This window comes from Actinoplanes nipponensis (assembly GCF_016862275.1).
Taxonomy (GTDB): Bacteria; Actinomycetota; Actinomycetes; order Mycobacteriales; family Micromonosporaceae; genus Actinoplanes; species Actinoplanes nipponensis.
In genome coordinates this window covers 1-18,490 of the sequence record NZ_BOMQ01000002.1, presented here as the reverse complement: position 1 = coordinate 18,490, position 18,490 = coordinate 1, and the positions used below count along the sequence as shown (strand labels likewise).

The following is an 18,490-nucleotide window of genomic DNA, read 5'->3' as shown; positions in this document are numbered from 1 at the left end:
TCGCCCCTTGTTTCGACCTCCAGCCACCCCCTGCACCCCTTTGGTTTGCGCCCCCAGTCACCCTTGCGCCCAGCGCCGCGTTTGCGTCCCACCAGCGTTTGTGCCGCCCAGCGTCTGCGACTCGCTCGGCGTTGCGCCCCAGGCGCTCCTTTGCCCGCGTCCAGCATCCGGGCGGTTCCTCGTTGGGCCGTCACGCCTTCGAGCCTCCTTCCCGGCGAATCTTGAAGCGCCAGAGCCCGAAAACCGGCCGCGGCTCCCCAAGATCCGCCCGCCCCGGCTGACGATTCGGGTCGATGAACGACACTGGGGACATCTCCGTTATTGAGTATTAGCGCGCGTTCATGGGTTTTGCGGGCTCGTCGACGCGGCTCTCGGCCGACCCGGCCCGAGCGTGGCGGGCGAGCTGTCTTTGCGCCCTTGTCGATCACGGGGCTCATCGCCCGCGGCCACCTTTTGCATTGCGGCGGTGCCCCTCACTGTGTCGGCGGCTTCTGTTCGGCGCGGGTGCTCTGCCCTGCTTGCGGAGCTGCTACTACACAGGACGACACTTCCCTGCCCGGATCTTGTGGAGACAGGGCCCGATGAACGACCCGGGCGCTCCAAGATCCGAGCAGAGGAGCGGGCGGGCAAGCGGCGGGCAAGCGGCGGGCAAGCGGCGGGTGGGTCAGAGGACGAGCCGGATGAGCCGGTCGAGCCAGACGAGCCGGACGAGCCGCCGGGCGGGAGGGCGAGCCGCCGAGCAGGAAGGCGAGCCGCCGAGCAGGAGGGCGAGCGGGTGAGGCGTGCCCCGCCCGCCCGTACCCCGTATCCGGCTGAATCGGACCGCCCTGAACAACCACTCCCCCACCGGCACGGACCGGTTCTCGTGCACAGTGCTGTCCTACTCGGTACGGAGGGCAGTCACCGTCCGGGTTCCCGCCGCCCACCCCGCCGGCAGCAGCGCCCCGCCCACCGCGATCACCACGCCGCCGAGCCCGAACAGCAGCAGTTCCGCCGGCGAGTAGACGTTCACCACCGAGGACGGCAGCGTGAACCCGGTGCTGGCGCCCATCGCGCCGAGGACCGTACGTTGCACCGCCACGCCGACCGCCGCACCCACCGCGCCGCCGATCAGGCCGGTGACCAGCACCGAGGAGATGACCATCGTGGTCGTCTGCCGGGGCGTCATCCCGAGGGCCTTGTGGACGCCCAGGTCGTGGACGCGTTCGCGGGTCTCCAGGACGACCACGTTCAGCACGCCGAGGCCGGCCACTACCGTCAGCAGCACGCTGAGCAGGGCGGTCAGGGCGTCGATGATGATCAGGAGTTCGTCGGTCCCGTGGCTGACGGGCTCCGCCGCCGCCCCGTGGGACCGTAGCGCCGTGTTCAACGCCGACGCGTACGTCGCCGGGTCCGTTCCGGGTCGTACGGAGATGAGGAAGGTTTCCGGGGCCAGTTTCGGCTCGGCGGCGTGCAGGGTGGCCAGGTCGGTGAGGATCTGCATGCCCTTGTAGTCGGTGTTGAACGCCTCGCCGACGATCCGGACGGTGACGTCGGTGCCTTGGTCGGTGAGGACGACGGTGTCGCCGACCCGCTTGCCGGCGGCGGTCAGGAACGGGGTGCTGACGACGATCTCGCCGGGCCCGGTGAGCCAGGAGCCGGCGACCATCCGGTAGTAGCGGGCGCCGTCGGGGCCGGTCATGGCCACGGTGGTGAGCGCGCCGGTGATCCCGGCGACGGTCACCTCGGTGCGGGCCTGGCCGACGTACCCTCGGGTCCCGGCCTGCGCGGTGATCGCCGTGACGACCGCGGCCGGGTCCGTGAAGGCGACCGGTCCTTCCACCGGTCGCGGACCGGGGCCACCGGCGCCCGGCCCCGCGTCGAGTCCCGGCTGCGCGTGGACCTGGACGTCGGCGATGTCCTCGGCCTCCTGGACCAGGCTCAGGGACGTGCCGAGGCCGACCGCGAACGTCGCCGCGGCGGCGCCGAACGCGATCGCCGCGACGATGCCGGCCGAGCGCAGCGGCCGGGCGAAGGGATGGGCCAGGCCGAGGGACATCGGCCGGGGCAGGGGGATCCGGCCGGCCAGCCGGGCCGCCCACTGTCCGCGTCCCGGTCGGGGGGTACGGCCGACGGCAAGCGCGTCGACGCTGCGCAGCCGGCCGGCGCGGGCCGCGGCGGCCCAGGCGGTCAGCGTCACCACGGCGAGCGCGCCGCCGACCACCAGCGCGTCGACCCACGGGGTCACGCCGCTGTCGGAGGTGCCGTACAGCCGGTTGGTCTCGGCCAGCACCGGGTAGGTCAGCAGGTTGCCGGCGATGACCCCGAGCACGGCGCCGGCCGCGGCCGGCAGCAGCGCCTGGCCCAGGTACGCCCGCACCACCTGCGACGGCGTGAAGCCCAGGGCCTTGAGGATGCCGATCCGGCGGGTGCCGGCGCCCACCGCGCCCGCGACCACGTTGCCGATGATCAGCACCGCCATCACCACGCCCAGCGCCCCGAAGGCGATCAGGAACGGCACCAGCAGCGCCGCCTGGCCCACGGCGTCCAGCCGGGTGACCAGCCAGGACGCGGCGCCGGTGAGGGCGCCGGCCGGCACGGTGGCGGCGACCGCCGTCCGGCCCGCCTCGACCTGCGCCGCGGTGCCGGCGGCGGTGAGGCGGTAGAGCATCTGGTAGCCGTCCGGGCCGTGGTCCCCGCTCCAGGCGGTCACCTGGGCCGGTGTCGCCCAGGCGTCGGCGGTCCGGCTGACCGACCGGGCGATGCCCACGACCGTCACGGCGGGGCTGCCGGGCCGGCCGGCCACCGTCCACACCGTACCGATCCTGATCGGCGGTCCGCGGAAGCGGCCGTCCTCGGCCACGACCAGCTCGCCGGGGGCCGTCGCCCAGCGGCCGGTGACCAGGGTGACCCGGTCGACCGGGCCGGCCGGGTCCGGCCGGCCGGCGACCGTCATCGGGGGCCGCCGGTGGCCGCCCTCCCCCACGCTGATCTGGGTGGTCGGGAACGGGCCGGCCGCGGCGGCGATCCCGGCGGCCCCGGCGGACGCCGCCAGCTGGGCCGGCGTGACCTTGCCGGGGTCGAACTGGGCGATCAGGTGGGCGCCGCGCTGCTGGGCGAAGGCGCGGTCGAACGGCGCCCGCGAGGCCAGCAGCAGTGAACCGCCGAGGACAGCCGAGGTCACCGCGATCGTCACCACCAGGGTGATCACCACGGTCTGGACCCGGTGGCGGCCCGCGCCGGAGCGGACCACCTGTCCCAGCGTGCTCATCGCAGCGCCGCCGTCGTGTCCGCGGCGATCTGCCCGTCGCGCAGCTGCACGGTGCGGGTGGCGCAGGTCCCGGCCAGCGCCAGGTCGTGGGTGACCAGCACGATCGTCTGACCGTCGGCGTGCAGCTCGGTCAGCAGCCGCTGGACCTCCGCGCCGGCCGCGGTGTCCAGCGCCCCGGTCGGCTCGTCGGCCAGCAGCAACGCCGGCCGGTTCATCAGCGCCCGGGCCACGGCCACCCGCTGCCGCTCGCCACCGGAGAGCCGGCCCGGGTACGCCGAGGCGTGCCGGTCGACACCGAGCACGCCGAGCAGCTCGGCGGCGCGGCGCCGGGCGGCGGCCCGGGGCATGCCGGCGAGCTGGGCCGGCAGCATGACGTTGTCGGCGACGGTCAGGTCGTCGAGCAGGTTGAAGAACTGGAACACCAGGCCGATCCGGGCCCGCCGGTACCGGGCCGACGCGGCCTCGCCCAGCCGGTCCACGGCGACGCCGGCCACGGTGACCGTGCCGGTGCTCGGCCGGTCCAGCCCGGCGATGAGGTTGAGCAATGTGGACTTGCCGCTGCCGGACGGGCCGAGAATCGCCACGGCCTCCCCCGGTTGCACGGTCAGCGACAGGTCCCGTAACGCCGGAGGTCCGTCGTCGTAGCGGCGGGTCACGGCGCGCAGCTCGATCAACGGCACGGTCATGGCGGTCTCCTCGGTTCGTCGGGTGAGGCGGCGTTGACGCTAGGTGTGCGTCCGCTTCGGCCACATCGACAGCGGGAGGCATCTTCGGTACCGCGACGGGATGAGCCGGGGCGGCGTCATCCTCGAGAGGTAGGCGGGCGAGGTAGCGCGTACCCGTCCCGAGACGGATACCGCGGCCCGGCCGCGGCGGCGAGAATGGGCCGGTGACCCGACGCGCGCTGCTGGACCGGCTGCGGGATGGGGCGCGGGCGCTGACGCGTCCGGCCGGCCCGCTGCCGCGGATGTCGCGGCGGGGGTGGGCCTTCGATGCCGCCCTGGCGCTCGGCCTGGCTCTGGTCGCGATCCGGGCCGGCGACGAGGGCATCCAGGAACGGGCCCGGATGGTGGTCTGCCCGGTGCCGCCGGGCGGCGGCGTGCCGGCGGCGCCGTGTGCGCCGGCCTGGCCGCCGTTCCTGCCGGTGGAGAACGGCTCGTCCGCCGGCCCCACGACCGTGCTGCTCCTGCTGGTGGTGCTGCCCCTGGTGTTCCGGCGCCGGTATCCGCTCGGGGTGCTGTGGACCCTGCTGGCGCTGGCCACGGCGGTCAGCGAGAACCCGGCGGCGTTGCGGCTGTCGTTCTTCGCCTGTGTCATCGCCGGGTACACCGCCGCGGTCTTCAGCCCGTACCGGGTGCCCGCGCTGGCCAGCCTGCCGGTGGCCGCGCTGCTGCACAACCTGCTGCAGTCGGACGCCAGCTCGGTGTCGGACAGCGCGGTGCCGTACCTGATCCTGCTGCCGATCGCCGTGGCGGCCGACGGCCTGCGCCGGTGGAAGCACCGCGCCGACGAGGGCCAGGCGCGGATGTCGGCGATGGAGCACGAGCAGGCCGAGGCGGTGCGCCGGGCCACCGAGCACGAACGGGCGCGGATCGCCCGGGAGCTGCACGACGTGGTCACGCACAACGTCAGCGTGATGGTGATCCAGGCCGGCGGCGCCCGCAAGATCATGGATGCGGCGCCGGACCAGGCCCGGGAGGCGCTGCTCGCGGTCGAGGCCGGCGGGCGGGCCGCGATGACCGAGCTGCGGCACGTGATGGGCCTGCTCACCATGCAGGGCGCGGGCCCGGAGCCGGCGGCCGACGCCGACCTGGCGCCGCAGCCGGGCCTGGACGGGCTGGACGGGCTGGTGCGGCGGATGCGCGAGACCGGCGTGCCGATCGAGCTGACCCGCACCGGGCGCCGGACGCCGCTGCCGCCCGGCATCGAGCTGACGGTCTACCGGCTGGTCCAGGAGGCGCTGACCAACATCGTCAAGCACGCGGCCGGCGCGTCGGTGCGGGTGACCCTGGCCTTCGGCGAGAACGATCTGGAGGTCGACGTCGCCGACACCGGCGGCCGGCCGGGCGCCGCGGCCCGTACCGGAACCGGGCGGGGGCTGATCGGCCTGCGCGAGCGCCTCGCCGTCTACGGTGGGGTCCTGCAGGCGGGACCCAGGCTCAGCGGCGGGTACCGCGTCCACGCCCGGATCCCGGTGGAGGTGACGTGACCACGGCGTTGCGGGTGCTGGTGGCCGACGATCAGGCGCTGGTCCGCGCCGGGTTCCGGATGATCCTGACGGCGGACGGCATCGACGTGGTGGCCGAGGCGACCACCGGGGCCGAGGCCGTCGACGCGGTCCGCCGGCACCGGCCCGACGTGGTGCTGATGGACATCCGGATGCCCGAGATGGACGGGCTGGCGGCCACCCGGCACATCCTCTCCGGCACCGGCGACGCGCCGCGGGTCATCATGCTGACCACGTTCGACCTCGACCACTACGTGTACGCGGCGCTCACCGCCGGGGCCAGCGGCTTCCTGCTCAAGGACGTCACCCCCGAGCACCTGGTGAACGCCGTCCGGCTGGTCCGCGACGGCGACGCGATGCTGGCCCCGGCGATCACCCGGCGGCTGGTGGAGCGCTTCGCCCACCGCGACGCCGGGACCAGCGTGGCGCACCGCGATCTGAGCGTGCTGACCCCGCGCGAGCTGGAGGTGCTGGGCCTGCTGGCGCAGGGGCTGAGCAACGCCGAGCTGGCCGGCCGGCTGCACCTGTCCGAGGCGACGGTGAAGACCCACGTGGCGCGGATCCTGGCCAAGCTCGGGCTGCGGGACCGGGTCCAGGCCGTGGTCGTCGCGTACCGGACGGGGCTGGTCAGCCCGTGACCCGGGAGCGGCTGATCGCCGAGGTCGCCGCCCGGGTCCCGGCGGCCGACGGCGTCCGGGTCGCGGTCGACGGGGTGGACGGGGTCGGCAAGACCACGTTCGCCGCCGAGCTGGCCGGCGCGCTGCGCTCCCGGGGACGGCCGGTCGTGCACGTCTCCGCCGACGGTTTCCACCGGGTACGCGCCGAGCGGCACCGGCGGGGAGCGCGGTCACCCGAGGGCTTCTGGCTCGACTCGTACGACTATCCGGCGCTGATCAGCAACGTGCTGGCGCCGCTGGGCCCGGGTGGCGGCCGCCGGTTCCGGGACGCCGTGCACGACGTCCGTACCGATGAGGTCCTGGACCGGCCCTGGTCGGTCGCGCCGGCCGGGGCCGTGCTGGTGCTGGACGGGTTGTTCCTGCACCGCGACGAGCTCGCCGGGTACTGGGAGTTCTCGGTCTTCCTGACCGCGCCGTTCGCGGTCACCGCCGCCCGGATGGCGGTCCGGGACGGCACGGACCCGGATCCCGGGCACCCCGACATGGCCCGCTACGTGGGCGGCCAGCGCCTGTACTTCGCCGCGTGCCGGCCCTGGGAGCGGGCTACCGTGGTGATCGACAACAGCGACGTCGCCGGGCCGCGGATCGTCGCCCGCGGACAGGGGTAGGTGTGCCGCAGACCGTCCTCGCGGCGGCGGGTGTCTTCGCGGGCACCAACGTCGACGACCTCATCGTGCTCACCGTGCTGTTCCTCGCGGCCCGCGCCTCCGGACGCCCCGCACCCTGGCACATCTGGCTCGGCCAGTACGCCGGCATCGCCGCGCTCGTCGCGGTCTCCGCCCTGGCCGCGCTGGGCCTGACGCTGGTGCCGGACGAGTGGGTGGGCCTGCTGGGGCTGGTCCCGATCGCGCTCGGCGTGCGCGGGCTGATCGGGGCGTTCCGGTCCGGCGGCGACGGCGACGACCCGCCCGTGGCGGCCGGCAACGCCCTCGCGGTGGCCGGCGTGACGATGGCCAACGGCGCCGACAACATCGCGGTCTACACACCGATGTTCCGCACCCTGGGCGCCGGCGGCAGCGCGGTGGCCGTGCTGGTCTTCGCGGTGCTGATCGCGGTGTGGTGCGCGGCGGCGTCCTGGCTCGGTTCGCACCGGCGGATCATCGAGCTGGTCCGGCGCTACGGCCACTGGCTGGTGCCGCTGGTCTTCATCGCCATCGGCCTGGTGATCCTGCTCGGGTCGGGCGTCCTGACCCGCCTGTTCTGAGCGGCGGCGACGGCGCCGGACCCCCGCCGGGTCCGGCGCCGCCCCCGGTCGTCAGGCCGCGACCGGCTCGCGCGCCTCCGGTTCGGCCGGCTCCGTCACCGGGACGGCCTGGTTGTGCTTCAGCGCCAGGTAGGAGCAGAAGATCGCCGGGACCGCGATCAGCAGCACCGGCAGCGCGCTGCCGGTCAGGAGGATCGACACCGCCGTCAGCAGCACCCCGAAGATGAGCTCGGCCCGGTTGGCCACCACGGCCTGGCGCAGGGTGATCCGCTGGTCCTCCTTGGGGGTCACCACGAACACCGACTTGCCGAAGGCCGAGGTGACCGATGCCCGGAAGCTGATGAACAGCATCGAACCGTACAGCAGGACGGTGTGCAGCAGGTACCAGGCCAGGCGCAGCTTCGGCAGGGCCCGGAAGTGGAAGATCACGTCGTTGAGCATCGGCGCCAGCAGGAACAGCGCCGTCGGGGCCAGCATCCACAGCGGATAGTCGATGCGGTAGCCGAGCACCGGCAGCACCACCACGTGGATCGCCACGTACACCGAGAACACCGCGGTCAGCGGCAGGTTGTAGGTGAACAGCACGATGTCGAGCTTCTCGAACCAGCTCATCCGCGACCGCAGGATCACCCCGGTGTAGCGCTTGATGAACTCCATGTTGCCCTGGGTCCACTTCGAGTGGCGCTTCTTGAAGGCCAGGTAGTCGACCGGGTACTCCTCCTCGCACACCACGTCGGGCGCGAAGACGGTGTAGTAGCCGGCGTCGCGCGCGGCGATCGAGAAGCACAGGTCCTCGGCGACCACGTGCGGGAAGCCGCCGGCCGCGGTGTAGCACTCGCGGCTGACCATCGCGCCGTGCCCGAGCAGCGACAGGAACCCGTGCCGGTCCTTGACCGTCTGGTACGCGATCCAGTGCGAGTCCACGCCGATCGAGAACATCCGCATGAACGCGTTGCGGTTGCGGGTGGCCACGTGGTTGGCCTGCACGATGCCGGCGTTCGGGTAGTGCGCGAAGTAGTCCAGGCTGCGGCTGATGTAGCCGGGCGGGATGATCTCGTCGCTGTCCAGGATGACGAAGTAGTCGTAGGCCGCCGTACCCAGGTGGTTGTTGAGGTTGCCGGCCTTGAAGCCGGCGCGGTCCGCGCGCCGGACCACCCGCACGCCGTGCTCGGCGCTGAAGGCGTCGACCCGGGCCAGGTATTCCGGCTTCGCCGAGTCGTCCAGGATGACCACCTCGAAGTTGCCGTAGTCCTGGCGCATGCTGCGCAGCAGGCTGTCGGCGGAGAAGTCGTCGCAGGTGCAGTAGACGAGCAGGACGCGCGGCTCGGTCGCCGCGGCCCGGCGCGGCACCGGCCGGGGGCGCCGGGCCGAGACCAGGTGGTAGTACAGCGTGTAGACGACGTCCTTCGTGCCGTTGAGCCAGAAGTACGCGATGAACGCGGTGCTGGCCACCACCAGCACGACGATCGGCCAGCCGGCCCGGGTAGCCGCGGCGACCTGGCCGAACGAGGTCTCCAGCAGCGCCGCGAGCAGCACCGACCAGCCGCCGAGAATGATCAGGTAGAGCCGGGGCGACTTGGTCATCAGGAGCCTTCCCGCCGGCGCTTGAGCCGGTCGCTGAGGGCCAGGACCGCGCCGACGCCGACGAACAGCGCGCCGCCCACGGTCACCGCGGTCAGGCTCGCGGTCTGGCCGAGAATGGTGATGCCGCTGCCGGTGAGCGCCAATGACGCCGAGTTGTCGTACATGATTGTTCCTCCCCTGGAAGTTGCTGCCGGGCTCCACCTTGGACGGCGAATATGAATAGCGGGTAAAACGGTTCGTTCGGCGGCGTTTCACGCCGCCGCGGGTCGCCCGTGTTTCCCATTGATGAACTCCGCCCTTACGTCCCGGGGCGCAGGTCAGCGGGTATTGTGGGGGTCCGGGGAAACGCCTCGTCCACACCGGGGAAATGGCGGCATGACCTTCAAACTGGCCTATGTGCTGACGCTCACACTGGCCGCGCTGCCGCTGGCGGGGTGCGGGTCCGCGGGCGACGACCGGCCCGCGCGGGCGTGCCCGGCGGGCACGCCGGCGGCCCTGACGCCGTACCCCGGGCCGGCCGGGTGGATCCAGGGAGCGACCTGGGCGCCGACCGCGGACCCGGCCGGCGATCTGCGGCGGATGCGCGACGGGTACGGCATCGACACGGTCAACGTGTACGGCCTGGAGACGTGGTCCGGGGCCCGGCTGGAGGCGCTGTTCACGGCGCTGGCCGAGCTGGGCATGCGGGCGGTGGTGCGGCTGGAGGCGTACGACCCGGCGACGTTCGCGTTCCGTCCCGAGGACGCCGCGCAGGTGCTGGCCCGGCACCGTGAGCTGCTCGACCGGGCCCGGGGACGGCCGGTGGCCTACCTGGCGCTGAACATGCCGGTGGACGACCCGCGGGTGCAGGCCCGGCTCGGCGGGGTCAACTCGCCGCTGTCGGTGGCGCGCCAGGTCGCGTACGCCAGGACCCTGGTCGGCCTGGTCCGCCCGCACGCCGGCGGGGCCCCGATCTTCCTCGGCCTGTTCTACGGCTGGGACGGGTCCTACCGGGTGCCGTCCTATCGCGACAGCGGCGCCGACGGCTACGTGCTGACCAGCTACAGCTATCCGGGCGCCCGGGTGGCGCAGGCCGGCAGCGGCCCCGACGAATTGATCGACGCGCCCCGGCTGCGCGCGGTGGCGGACCGGGCGGTGGCCGCGCACCCCGGCGCGCCGCTGATTGTGGAATACGGATTCCAGACGCTGGCCGCCCAGAATGCGATGCCCGACCAGACCGCGGGATTGGTGGCGGACGTCACGGTTAAACGCGCGGCCCTGCGCGCGACCACGCATTTCTATTGCTCGCGGTACCCGGCCGTCATCGGCACGACGTATTTCGGCTACAACATCGTCAAGGCGGAGGGGAATCCGCCGCGGACCCTCGACTACGGCCTGATCAACCCGCCGGGGCGGTAGCACGCCGGCCCGCCTCGAGCGCTCGAGGCGGGCCGGCGGTGGTGCGGGTGATCGGGCAGCGGATCAGGCCACGAACCGGCGCCGGCGGCGCAGCAGCAGGGTCGCGCCACCCCCGACCAGGGCCACGCCCAGGGCGGCGATGCTGCCGGCGGCGGCGCCGGTCAGCGGCAGGCCACCGCCGCCGGTCCCGGTCTCCGCGACCGGGGTGAGCGACTCCGTGGGCGTGCCGGTCGGCGTCGGGGTGCTGTCGCCGGTCGCGGTGTCGTCCGTCGGCGTCGGCGTGGTCTCCGTGGGCGGAGTGGTCGTCGGCGGCGCCGTGGTGGTGGGCGGGGCGGTCGTGGTGGGCGGCGCCGTGGTGGTGGGCGGCGCGGTGGTGGTGGGCGGGGTGCCTGTCGCCGCGCAGGTGTGGGTGAGCACGAACTGGTCGGCCCGGCCGGTGATCGTGGCCGTCGCGCCGACCAGCGTCCAGCCGGCGGTGGTGACCACGTACGCCTTGCTGTGGCCCACGAACACGATGTCGTCGCCGTCCTCGGCGCCGGCCTCGGCGCCGGCCTCGATGACCACGGACTTGTCGCCGGCACCGTCCCCATCGGTGTCGAACGTCGCCGTGATGGCGGTGAAGACGCCCGTCTTGTCGGCATTGCCGGGCAGGTTGAAGACCCAGACGTCCTTGCCCGGGTACGGGCCGCCGCCCAGGTTGCCGCTGCACTCGTGTTCGTAGTCGGCGGCGGTCGTGGGAACGTTGCCCGGGTTGATGGGCACGCCCGCCGCGGGCGGCACGGCGGGTACGGCGAACGCCGCGGCGGCGCAGGCGAGCGAGGCGCAGCCGCCGAGGGCCGCGGCCGTCGCGGCGCGGAAGTACCGGTTGATCTGCATGAATGCGTGCTCCGAGGAGTGGCGTCGGGGGGACGCCACATGATTCACACCGGTCACACCGCACCGGATCGGCCGAACGGTCCGACCAGGCTGACCGCAGTCATCGGTCGCGACATCTCCAGCAAACGGCCGGTTAACCGCCAATGTGCACACTTGCCACGGACGGCTCGCCGCGCCGGGAGCTCCGGACGGCCACCCCGGCCGCCCCCAGGCACACGGCGGCGCCGGCCAGCAGGGTCGGGCGGGCTCCCACGTGGACCGCCGCGGCGCCCAGCGGGATGGCCAGAGCGGTCGGGGCGAACATGACCGTGTTGGCCGTGGCGGCGACCCGGCCCAGCAGTTCCGGCGGCGTCCGGGTCTGCACGGCGGTCACCGCGGCGACCAGGGTCCAGGGCAGGCCGACCCCACCGATGACCGCGCCCGCCACCAGCGCCGGCCACCAGGGCAGGCACCGCGCCACCAGGCCGGCCGCGAACAACGCCGTCCCGATAACGCCGACGGCCGGCCCGCCCGGCCCCGCGAGCAGCCGGCCCACGACCAGCCCGCCCGCGATGGAGCCGGCGCCCTGGGCGCTGAGCAGCACGCCCAGGAACGTCGCGGCCAGGCCCAGCTCGCCCGTGACGACCTCGTACTGGGCGGCGGTGGCGAAGCCGGACACGGCAATCGACAGGGCGGCCAGCCAGACGGTCACCCGCAGCACGCGCTCGCCGGCCAGCGCGGCGAGACCCGCTCGCAGGCTGCGCCCGGGGCGGGCCCCCGGCCCGGTCGCCGGCGGGGCGGTCAGGCGCAGGGCCGCGTAGAGGACCGCGACCACCACGGGCATCGCGGCGCTGAGCACGGCGACCGCGGGGCCGCCGTGCCACGCGTAGAGGCCGGCCCCGGCGAGCGGGGCGACGAGCTTCATGCCCTCCTGGGCGCTGGAACGCCAGCCGTTGACGTCGCCGAGGCCGTTTGCGGGCAGGGCCGCCGGCAGCAGCGCGGACTCGCCCGCGTCGAGCAGGACGTAGCTGATCCCGTACGCGAGGGCGACGGCGAAGATCAGCCAGGTCCGGGCCGGGCTGTGGACGGTGAGCAGGCTCAGCAGGACGGCGGCCAGCACCAGGTTGGTGGCGATCAGCAGCGGGCGGCGGGGCACGCGGTCGAGCAGGCCGCCCAGCCAGGGGCCGATCAGCTGGGGCGCGTAGACGCAGAGGCCGGCCAGCGCCGCGCGGCTCGCCGAGCCGGTCAGGTCCAGGATCCAGATGCCCGCCACCAGCGACATCGCGGTGCTGCCGAAGCCGGACAGCACGGAGATCGCCACGAAGAGCACGGCGTTGCGGCGCATGCCACCTCCCTCGCATCGAGAAGCACATCCTCAATGGGTGAGCGGCAGTGGCTCAAGCCTTCAGACAGCCGTCAACAATCCATTGACAGGGCTCGGTGCAGGGCGGCGGCGGCCACCCGCACGTAGCCGGGGACGGGCGCGGTAACGAGGTCCTCGTCGGCCTGGACGGCCAGCGCGTAGAGGCCGCCGGGGGGCGCGTCCAAAGCCGCCTGCACGGTTGCCCGCACCAGGGCCGCGCGGGGGAAACGGGCCGGCCAGCGGCGGTCGGCGGCGATGCTGCGGTGCAGGTCGTCGACCGCCGCTCGGAGGGTGACGATGGCCGGGGCGTACCGGAGATCCTGAACGTGGCGGCGGGACCGGGCCGCCGCCACCAGCCGCTGCCGGCGCTGCTCCGCGGCCTGGCGGCTGGCCAGGCCCAGCGCGCCGGCGACCTGGCCCCAGGTGGCGCCGGCCTGCCGGGCCCGGTCGATCAGCTCGAGCTCGCGCGCGTCCAGCCCCGCCCGCGCCGCCGCGATCTCCGCCAGGCGCCCGAGCTCCGTCTCCGCCACCTGTCAACGATACGTTGACGCCCTGTTCGCCGGTGGGGCGCCGCTCAGCTTTCAGAGGTAACGCGGATCATCTTGTACCGGATGATCCGGTTTCCTGGCGACTTCGGAACTCAGCGTGTCGTCTTCTCCCGGGCGGGCTCCAGCCGAGGAAGACCCCCCACGCAGCGGAGTCCGCCGGCTCCACAGCGTTGTTAGCGTCATGCCCCGAGCCGGACGGCTCAGGGCAATCAGGACGAACGGCGCGGAGGAGCATCCATGTATGCGGTCATCGACGTGGAGACCACCGGCCTGCGGGCGGGCTGGCACGACCGGATCATCGAGATCGCCGTCGTCCGCCTCGACGACCACGGCCGGGTCCAGGACGAATGGTGCTCGCTGATCAATCCCGAGCGCGACCCGGGACCGCAGCAGTTGCACGGCATTACCGCGGCCGAGGCCGACCGGGCCCCGGCCTTCGCCCAGCTCGCCGGCGAGATCTGCGCCCTCCTGAGAGGACGCACGCTGGTCGCGCACAACCTCACGTTCGACGCGCTGTTCCTGGAAGCCGAGTTCCGCCGCCTGGGTCACCCGGTGCCCGTCGCCGCGCGGTACGGCCTGTGCACGATGCAGCTCGCCCCGCACTTCCTGCCCAGCGCCGGCCGCAGCCTGCTCGACTGCCGGCGCGCGGCGGGGCTGCCGGACCACCGGGCCCACTCGGCGCTGCACGACGCCCACGCCGCCGCGGACCTCCTCGCCCACTACCTGACGATCACCGGCGCGCCCCCGCCGTGGGCGCCCGTGCTCGGCGCGTCCCGGTCGCTGCCCTGGCCGGACCTGCCCATCGGCTCCGTCGTCCCGGTACGGCGCCGGGCGTCCGGCGTCCGCGAGCCGCGCTTCCTCACCCGGCTCACCGACCGCCTCCCCCGCCAGCGGGAACCCCGCGCCGACGCCTACCTCGACGTGCTCGACCACGCGCTGCTCGACCGGCACATCACGGCGGGCGAGGCGGACGGCCTCGTCGCGGTCGCGGAGTGCCTCGGGCTGGGCCGGGCCGACGTGCGGTGCCTGCACCGGCGGTACCTGACCGGCCTCGCCACGGTCGCGCTCGCCGATGGCCCCCTCACCGCCGCCGAACGGCACGACGTGGACAGCGTCGCCGCCCTCCTCGGGCTGCCGCCGGCGGCCGTCGGCACGGCGCTGGCCGACGCCACCGGCGCCCGCCCGGTACGGCAGTTCTGGCAGTTGCGGCGCGGGGACGTGGTGGTGTTCGGCGGCCCGGCGACCCCGGACCACGAGGAGTGGCAGGCCGGCGCCGACGCCGCGGGGATCGAGGTCGGCGAGGCCGTCACCAAGCGAACCCGCCTGCTCGTCGCCGCCGACCCCGGCTCGACATCCGGCCCGGCCCGCAAGGCCCGCCAGTACGGCATCCCGATCGTGCACCCGCGGGCCTACCGGACGATGCTGGCCACGCTGCTGCAACCCGTCTGATGGACGACCGGCGGACCCCCGTGTGGACCCGCCGGCCGTCGTCATCAGGGCGCGACCGTCGCCGCCCAGCCGGGCGCCGACGGCGCCCAGCGCAGCGGCATCCGCGCCTCCGCCGGCGTGCGGTCGCCCTTGCGCTGGTTGCAGCGCCCGCAGGCCGCGACGGTGTTGAGCCAGGTGTTGCCGCCGCCGCGCGAACGCGGCAGGACGTGGTCGACGGTGGAGGCTCCGCCACCGCAGTAGGCGCAGCGCCGGCCGTCCCGGGCGAGCACGCCCGCGCGGGACCAGCCCGGGCCGCGGCCGTGCCGCCAGCGGGTCACGACGTAGCTGACCAGGCGCACGACGGTCGGGACCGGGAAGACGCCCATGCGCGCGTCGGGCCGCGCCTCCTCGACCACCGCCACCTCGCGGAACAGCATGCGGATGGCGTGCCGGACGCTGACCCGGTGCAGCGGCCCGAAGTCGGCGTTGAGTACGAGGACCACGCTCATCGCGGGTCACCTCCCCTGTGTCTCGGCCACGAAAAAACCGCCCGCCCCGGACCCGGGGACGAGCGGCCGCCGACGGACGCGGGCGCGCGTCAGCCGGGGCGGTCGGCCCTGCTCTCGTGGGGGTGAGTCGGCACGTGTTCTCCTTCTGGTTCCGGGGAAAAGGTAGGGCGCGGCCGCCACCGTGGACAACCGAATAAAGATCGTCAGGCGGACAGCTCGCGGCGTACCGCGACGAGCAGCTGGGCCAGGCCGATAACGCCCAGGGCCAGCCAGGCGACCGCGGCGACCAGCACCACCGTCATCTCCCAGCCGGGGTGCAGCAGGCCGGCGAGACCGCCGACGAGCAGGCCGCTGATCGCCACCGAGACCCGCGTCGGGCGTTCCCCCAGCGTCACGATGCCCAGCCCGTCCATGCCGCCGGCCGCCGCGCGGGCCCGCACGTACTCGTGCAGCCAGCTCACCGCCGCGCCGGCCGCCGCCAGCCAGCCGGGCGTGCCGGCCACCCAGAAGGCGGCCAGCCAGGCCAGCTCGCCGACCCGGTCGGCGACCGAGTCGTAGAGGAAGCCGAGCCGGCTGGCCCGGCCGGTCACCACGGCCACCGCCCCGTCCAGCGCGTCGGCGACCCCGGCCAGCAGCACCAGCAGGGCGCCGAGCAGCAGGCCCGGGCGGCCGAGCAGCGCGACGAACGGCACCGCGAGGCAGAGCAGCAGCCCGGCGGCGGTGACGGTGGTGGGGCCGACCCGCAGCCGGCCGAGCAGGCTGCCGCCCCGGTACGCCAGCCGGATCCAGCCGCGCACGACCGGAGCCGCGCCCTCGGGATCGAAACCGCCGTGCAGCCGGGACCAGGCCGCCGCGTACTCCTGCCAGGTCAAGCCGGGACGTTGGCGGCGAGGTGCTGCCACACCTCGCGGGTCGCCGTGGATCGGTTCATCGTGATGAAGTGGATGCCCGGCACGCCCTCGTCGAGCAGCCGCTGGCACATCTCGCTGCACAGGTCGATGCCGAGCGCGCGCACCGCCGCGTCGTCGCCGGCGATCCGCTCGAAGCGGGCCAGCAGGGCGGGCGGGAACGGCGCACCGGACAGCTGCGCGGCCCGCGCGATGGTCGCCATCCGCAGCACCGGCATCACGCCCGGCACGATGGGCGTGTCACAGCCGGCCGCGGCCACCCGGTCACGCAGCCGCAGATACTCGTCGGCCTCGAAGAACATCTGCGTGATCGCGAAATCGGCGCCCGCGCGGCACTTGCGGATGAAGTTGCGGGTGTCGCCCTCGATGTCGGCCGAGCGGGGATGCTTGTACGGGAACGCGGCGACCCCGACGCTGAAGTCGCCGGACTCGCGCAGCAGCCGCACCAGGTCCTCGGCGTACAGCACGCCGTCGGGGTGGCGCACCCACTCGCCCATCGGGTCGCCGGGCGGGTCGCCCCGGACCGCCAGCACGTTGCGGATGCCGGCGCCGGCCAGCCGGCCGATGACGTTGCGCAGCTCGGCGACGGAATGGTTGACCGCGGTGAGGTGGGCCATGGGCAGCAGCGTCGTCTCGGTGGCGACACGCTCGGTCACCGCGACGGTGGTGTCCCGGGTGGTGCCGCCGGCGCCGTAGGTGATCGAGACGAAATCGGGCCGCAGCGTCTCCAGCTCGCGGATGGTCTGCCAGAGCAGCCGCTCGCCGTCGCGCGTCTTGGGCGGCATGAACTCGAACGAGAAGGTGGGTTCCGGACGACGGATGAGCTCGCCGATCGCCGGAGACGTCGGGAGCCGGGAGGGAAGTCCGAGAGACACACCGCAGACTCTACCGGCTGGCGGAGCCGCCGAGACCCGCTAGGTTGGCCCCGTGACCTCCCCGCTTGAACGCGCCGGTCTGCGACCGCGCGTCGACAAGGCCCTCGCGGCGTTCCTCACCACCCAGCGGTCCCGGCTGCTCGCGATCGACGAGGTGCTCGCCGACATCGCCGACGCCCTCGACGACTTCGTGCTGCTCGGCGGCAAACGGCTGCGGCCGGCCTTCGCCTACTGGGGCTACCGCGGCGCCGGCGGAAGCGACTCGGAGCAGGTGGTCGCGGCCGTGGCGGCCCTGGAACTGGTGCAGGCCAGCGCGCTGATCCACGACGATCTGATGGACCGCTCGGACACCCGGCGCGGCGAGCCGGCGATGCACCGCCGGTTCGCGGCCCGGCACGCGGCGGCCGGCTGGGGCGGCTCCGGCGAGGCCTTCGGCGACAGCGCGGCGGTGCTGCTCGGCGACCTGGCCCTGGTCTGGTCCGACGAACTGCTGCACACCTCCGGCGTCGAACCGGCCGACCTGGCCCGCGCCCGGCCGGTCTTCGACGAGATGCGCACGGAAGTGACCGCGGGCCAGTATCTGGACGTGCTCACGGTGGTGACCGACGACATGTCGACGGCCCGGGCGAGCAAGGTGGCCCGCTACAAATCGGCCAAGTACACGGTCGAACGGCCGCTGCTGCTCGGCGCCACGCTGGCCGGGGCGCCGGCGTCGCTGCTGCGGGCGTACTCGGCCTACGGGCTGCCGCTGGGCGAGGCGTTCCAGCTGCGCGACGACGTGCTGGGCGTGTTCGGCGACCCGACGCAGACCGGCAAACCGGCCGGCGACGACCTCCGCGAGGGCAAGCGGACGTACCTGGTGGCGGCGGCCCACGCGGCGCTCGGCGCGGACGAACGCGCGGAACTGACCACCCGACTGGGCGATCCGGCGCTGGACGATGCCGGGATCGAGCGGCTGCGGGCGCTGATCCGCGACAGCGGGGCGCTGGCCCGGACCGAGGAGCGGATCACGGAGCTGACGACTACGGCGCTGGGGGCGCTGGGGGCGGCGGAGGTCGAGGGGGAGGCGCGGGGGGTGCTGCTCGAGCTGGCCCACGCGGCCACCCGGCGGCAGGTGTGATTCGCGATTGAATTGCGGTGCATGGCGCTGACCGTCGCTCCCGCCGCACGCGAGGTCCTTAGCCGACCCGTTGCCCTCACGACGGATGGCGTCTCGGCCGGCCGCCTCGTGGGGTGGGCGGGCGACCGGCTCGGCTGGCTTTTGCGCGGGCGGTTTCTTCGCCTGCCTTGCTTTGTCGCTCCGTCCTGCCTTCGCGCCCCCGCTGTCCCGCCGCGCCCCGCCGCGACTTATCGCCCTGGCCCGCTCGCCTTACCGCCCAGCCGCCGCTCCCACTCACGCGGTCGCCCCGCCGCGCATAGCCGTCCCGCTGCGTACAGCGTTCCGTCCCACCTGGCCTTTCGGCCCCGGCCGTCCGGTCTGCCTGGCTCGGCCCTCTTGTCCCACGCCGCGCCGCCTTACGGCCGGCTCAGAACTTCCGCGCCGTTGCCGGGCCGGCACGCCTTCGATGCCCCTTCTCGCTGGATCTTGAAGCACTTGGGCCAAGGAAGCCGCCCACGCTCCTCAAGATCTGCACCGACGAGCAGCCGAATGGGGGGCCAGTGAG

General features: G+C 74.0%; 17 protein-coding genes. 7 read left to right on the top strand and 10 right to left on the bottom strand.

Annotated features, from left to right (window positions below; translation table 11 throughout):
* Positions 1-880 precede the first annotated feature (880 nt).
* Together Ani05nite_RS00180 and Ani05nite_RS00175 are read right to left on the bottom strand one after the other, a co-directional pair.
* Complete coding sequence (locus tag Ani05nite_RS00180; RefSeq protein ID WP_203762470.1) at positions 881-3,250, bottom strand: ABC transporter permease; 2,370 nt, start codon at positions 3,248-3,250, stop codon at positions 881-883.
* Positions 3,247-3,936, bottom strand: coding sequence for an ABC transporter ATP-binding protein (locus Ani05nite_RS00175; protein WP_203762468.1), 690 nt, complete (start codon positions 3,934-3,936; stop codon positions 3,247-3,249). The genes Ani05nite_RS00180 and Ani05nite_RS00175 overlap by 4 nt, the downstream gene beginning before the upstream one ends.
* Positions 3,937-4,139: 203 nt before the next feature.
* On the opposite strand from Ani05nite_RS00175, the gene Ani05nite_RS00170 reads away from it, so the two are divergent.
* Genes Ani05nite_RS00170 through Ani05nite_RS00155 form a run of 4 tightly spaced genes read left to right on the top strand, consistent with a single transcriptional unit; the run spans position 4,140 to position 7,358 of the window.
* Positions 4,140-5,459: a sensor histidine kinase gene (locus tag Ani05nite_RS00170; RefSeq protein ID WP_239129032.1), complete on the top strand. Its 1,320-nt coding sequence runs from the start codon at positions 4,140-4,142 to the stop codon at positions 5,457-5,459.
* Entirely contained in the window at positions 5,456-6,115 is a 660-nt protein-coding gene (locus tag Ani05nite_RS00165) for a response regulator (protein WP_203762466.1), read from the top strand. The genes Ani05nite_RS00170 and Ani05nite_RS00165 overlap by 4 nt, the downstream gene beginning before the upstream one ends.
* On the top strand, positions 6,112-6,762 hold the full coding sequence (locus tag Ani05nite_RS00160; protein WP_239129031.1) for a nucleoside/nucleotide kinase family protein: 651 nt from the start codon (positions 6,112-6,114) through the stop codon (positions 6,760-6,762). The genes Ani05nite_RS00165 and Ani05nite_RS00160 overlap by 4 nt, the downstream gene beginning before the upstream one ends.
* A gap of 2 nt (positions 6,763-6,764) precedes the next feature.
* The gene (locus Ani05nite_RS00155) at positions 6,765-7,358 is read left to right on the top strand and encodes a cadmium resistance transporter (protein WP_203762463.1); all 594 of its coding nucleotides are present in this window, start codon (positions 6,765-6,767) and stop codon (positions 7,356-7,358) included.
* 51 nt (positions 7,359-7,409) lie between these two features.
* Here the strand turns inward: Ani05nite_RS00155 and Ani05nite_RS00150 are convergent, their stop codons facing one another.
* Together Ani05nite_RS00150 and Ani05nite_RS00145 are read right to left on the bottom strand one after the other, a co-directional pair.
* The gene (locus Ani05nite_RS00150) at positions 7,410-8,942 is read right to left on the bottom strand and encodes a glycosyltransferase family 2 protein (protein WP_203762460.1); all 1,533 of its coding nucleotides are present in this window, start codon (positions 8,940-8,942) and stop codon (positions 7,410-7,412) included.
* Positions 8,942-9,106, bottom strand: coding sequence for a hypothetical protein (locus Ani05nite_RS00145; protein WP_203762457.1), 165 nt, complete (start codon positions 9,104-9,106; stop codon positions 8,942-8,944). Before Ani05nite_RS00145 ends, Ani05nite_RS00150 begins: the two co-directional genes overlap by 1 nt.
* A gap of 211 nt (positions 9,107-9,317) precedes the next feature.
* On the opposite strand from Ani05nite_RS00145, the gene Ani05nite_RS00140 reads away from it, so the two are divergent.
* A complete protein-coding gene (locus Ani05nite_RS00140) occupies positions 9,318-10,340 on the top strand; it encodes a hypothetical protein (RefSeq protein ID WP_203762455.1) in 1,023 nt (340 codons plus the stop codon).
* 63 nt (positions 10,341-10,403) lie between these two features.
* Here Ani05nite_RS00140 and Ani05nite_RS00135 read toward each other — a convergent pair whose 3' ends face one another.
* The 3 genes from Ani05nite_RS00135 to Ani05nite_RS00125 form a co-directional block, all read right to left on the bottom strand.
* The gene (locus Ani05nite_RS00135; RefSeq protein ID WP_203762453.1) at positions 10,404-11,216 is read right to left on the bottom strand and encodes an LPXTG cell wall anchor domain-containing protein; all 813 of its coding nucleotides are present in this window, start codon (positions 11,214-11,216) and stop codon (positions 10,404-10,406) included.
* A 133-nt stretch (positions 11,217-11,349) separates the two neighbouring features.
* Positions 11,350-12,540: an MFS transporter gene (locus Ani05nite_RS00130; RefSeq protein ID WP_203762451.1), complete on the bottom strand. Its 1,191-nt coding sequence runs from the start codon at positions 12,538-12,540 to the stop codon at positions 11,350-11,352.
* Positions 12,541-12,611: 71 nt separating this feature from the next.
* On the bottom strand, positions 12,612-13,088 hold the full coding sequence (locus Ani05nite_RS00125; protein WP_203762449.1) for a hypothetical protein: 477 nt from the start codon (positions 13,086-13,088) through the stop codon (positions 12,612-12,614).
* A 255-nt stretch (positions 13,089-13,343) separates the two neighbouring features.
* Here Ani05nite_RS00125 and Ani05nite_RS00120 point away from each other — a divergent pair, with 255 nt between their 5' ends.
* Complete coding sequence (locus Ani05nite_RS00120) at positions 13,344-14,555, top strand: exonuclease domain-containing protein (RefSeq protein ID WP_203762447.1); 1,212 nt, start codon at positions 13,344-13,346, stop codon at positions 14,553-14,555.
* Between the two features lie 44 nt (positions 14,556-14,599).
* Here the strand turns inward: Ani05nite_RS00120 and Ani05nite_RS00115 are convergent, their stop codons facing one another.
* The 3 genes from Ani05nite_RS00115 to metF all read right to left on the bottom strand — a co-directional run bounded on the left by Ani05nite_RS00115 (position 14,600) and on the right by metF (position 16,826).
* The gene (locus tag Ani05nite_RS00115) at positions 14,600-15,043 is read right to left on the bottom strand and encodes an HNH endonuclease (protein ID WP_203762445.1); all 444 of its coding nucleotides are present in this window, start codon (positions 15,041-15,043) and stop codon (positions 14,600-14,602) included.
* A 203-nt stretch (positions 15,044-15,246) separates the two neighbouring features.
* Positions 15,247-15,915: a CDP-alcohol phosphatidyltransferase family protein gene (locus tag Ani05nite_RS00110; protein ID WP_203762442.1), complete on the bottom strand. Its 669-nt coding sequence runs from the start codon at positions 15,913-15,915 to the stop codon at positions 15,247-15,249.
* Complete coding sequence (gene metF, locus Ani05nite_RS00105) at positions 15,912-16,826, bottom strand: methylenetetrahydrofolate reductase [NAD(P)H] (RefSeq protein WP_203762439.1); 915 nt, start codon at positions 16,824-16,826, stop codon at positions 15,912-15,914. The genes Ani05nite_RS00110 and metF overlap by 4 nt, the downstream gene beginning before the upstream one ends.
* A gap of 52 nt (positions 16,827-16,878) precedes the next feature.
* On the opposite strand from metF, the gene Ani05nite_RS00100 reads away from it, so the two are divergent.
* Positions 16,879-17,946: a polyprenyl synthetase family protein gene (locus tag Ani05nite_RS00100; protein ID WP_203762436.1), complete on the top strand. Its 1,068-nt coding sequence runs from the start codon at positions 16,879-16,881 to the stop codon at positions 17,944-17,946.
* Positions 17,947-18,490: the final 544 nt, after the last annotated feature.

What these genes read in the sequence shown, in the direction of transcription:
- Ani05nite_RS00180 (WP_203762470.1), bottom strand. Translation starts at nt 3,250, where the DNA reads ATGAGCACGCTGGGACAGGTGGTCCGCTCCGGCGCGGGCCGCCACCGG.
- Ani05nite_RS00175 (WP_203762468.1), bottom strand. Translation starts at nt 3,936, where the DNA reads ATGACCGTGCCGTTGATCGAGCTGCGCGCCGTGACCCGCCGCTACGAC.
- Ani05nite_RS00150 (WP_203762460.1), bottom strand. Translation starts at nt 8,942, where the DNA reads ATGACCAAGTCGCCCCGGCTCTACCTGATCATTCTCGGCGGCTGGTCG.
- Ani05nite_RS00145 (WP_203762457.1), bottom strand. Translation starts at nt 9,106, where the DNA reads ATGTACGACAACTCGGCGTCATTGGCGCTCACCGGCAGCGGCATCACC.
- Ani05nite_RS00140 (WP_203762455.1), top strand. Translation starts at nt 9,318, where the DNA reads ATGACCTTCAAACTGGCCTATGTGCTGACGCTCACACTGGCCGCGCTG.
- Ani05nite_RS00135 (WP_203762453.1), bottom strand. Translation starts at nt 11,216, where the DNA reads ATGCAGATCAACCGGTACTTCCGCGCCGCGACGGCCGCGGCCCTCGGC.
- Ani05nite_RS00130 (WP_203762451.1), bottom strand. Translation starts at nt 12,540, where the DNA reads ATGCGCCGCAACGCCGTGCTCTTCGTGGCGATCTCCGTGCTGTCCGGC.
- Ani05nite_RS00120 (WP_203762447.1), top strand. Translation starts at nt 13,344, where the DNA reads ATGTATGCGGTCATCGACGTGGAGACCACCGGCCTGCGGGCGGGCTGG.
- Ani05nite_RS00115 (WP_203762445.1), bottom strand. Translation starts at nt 15,043, where the DNA reads ATGAGCGTGGTCCTCGTACTCAACGCCGACTTCGGGCCGCTGCACCGG.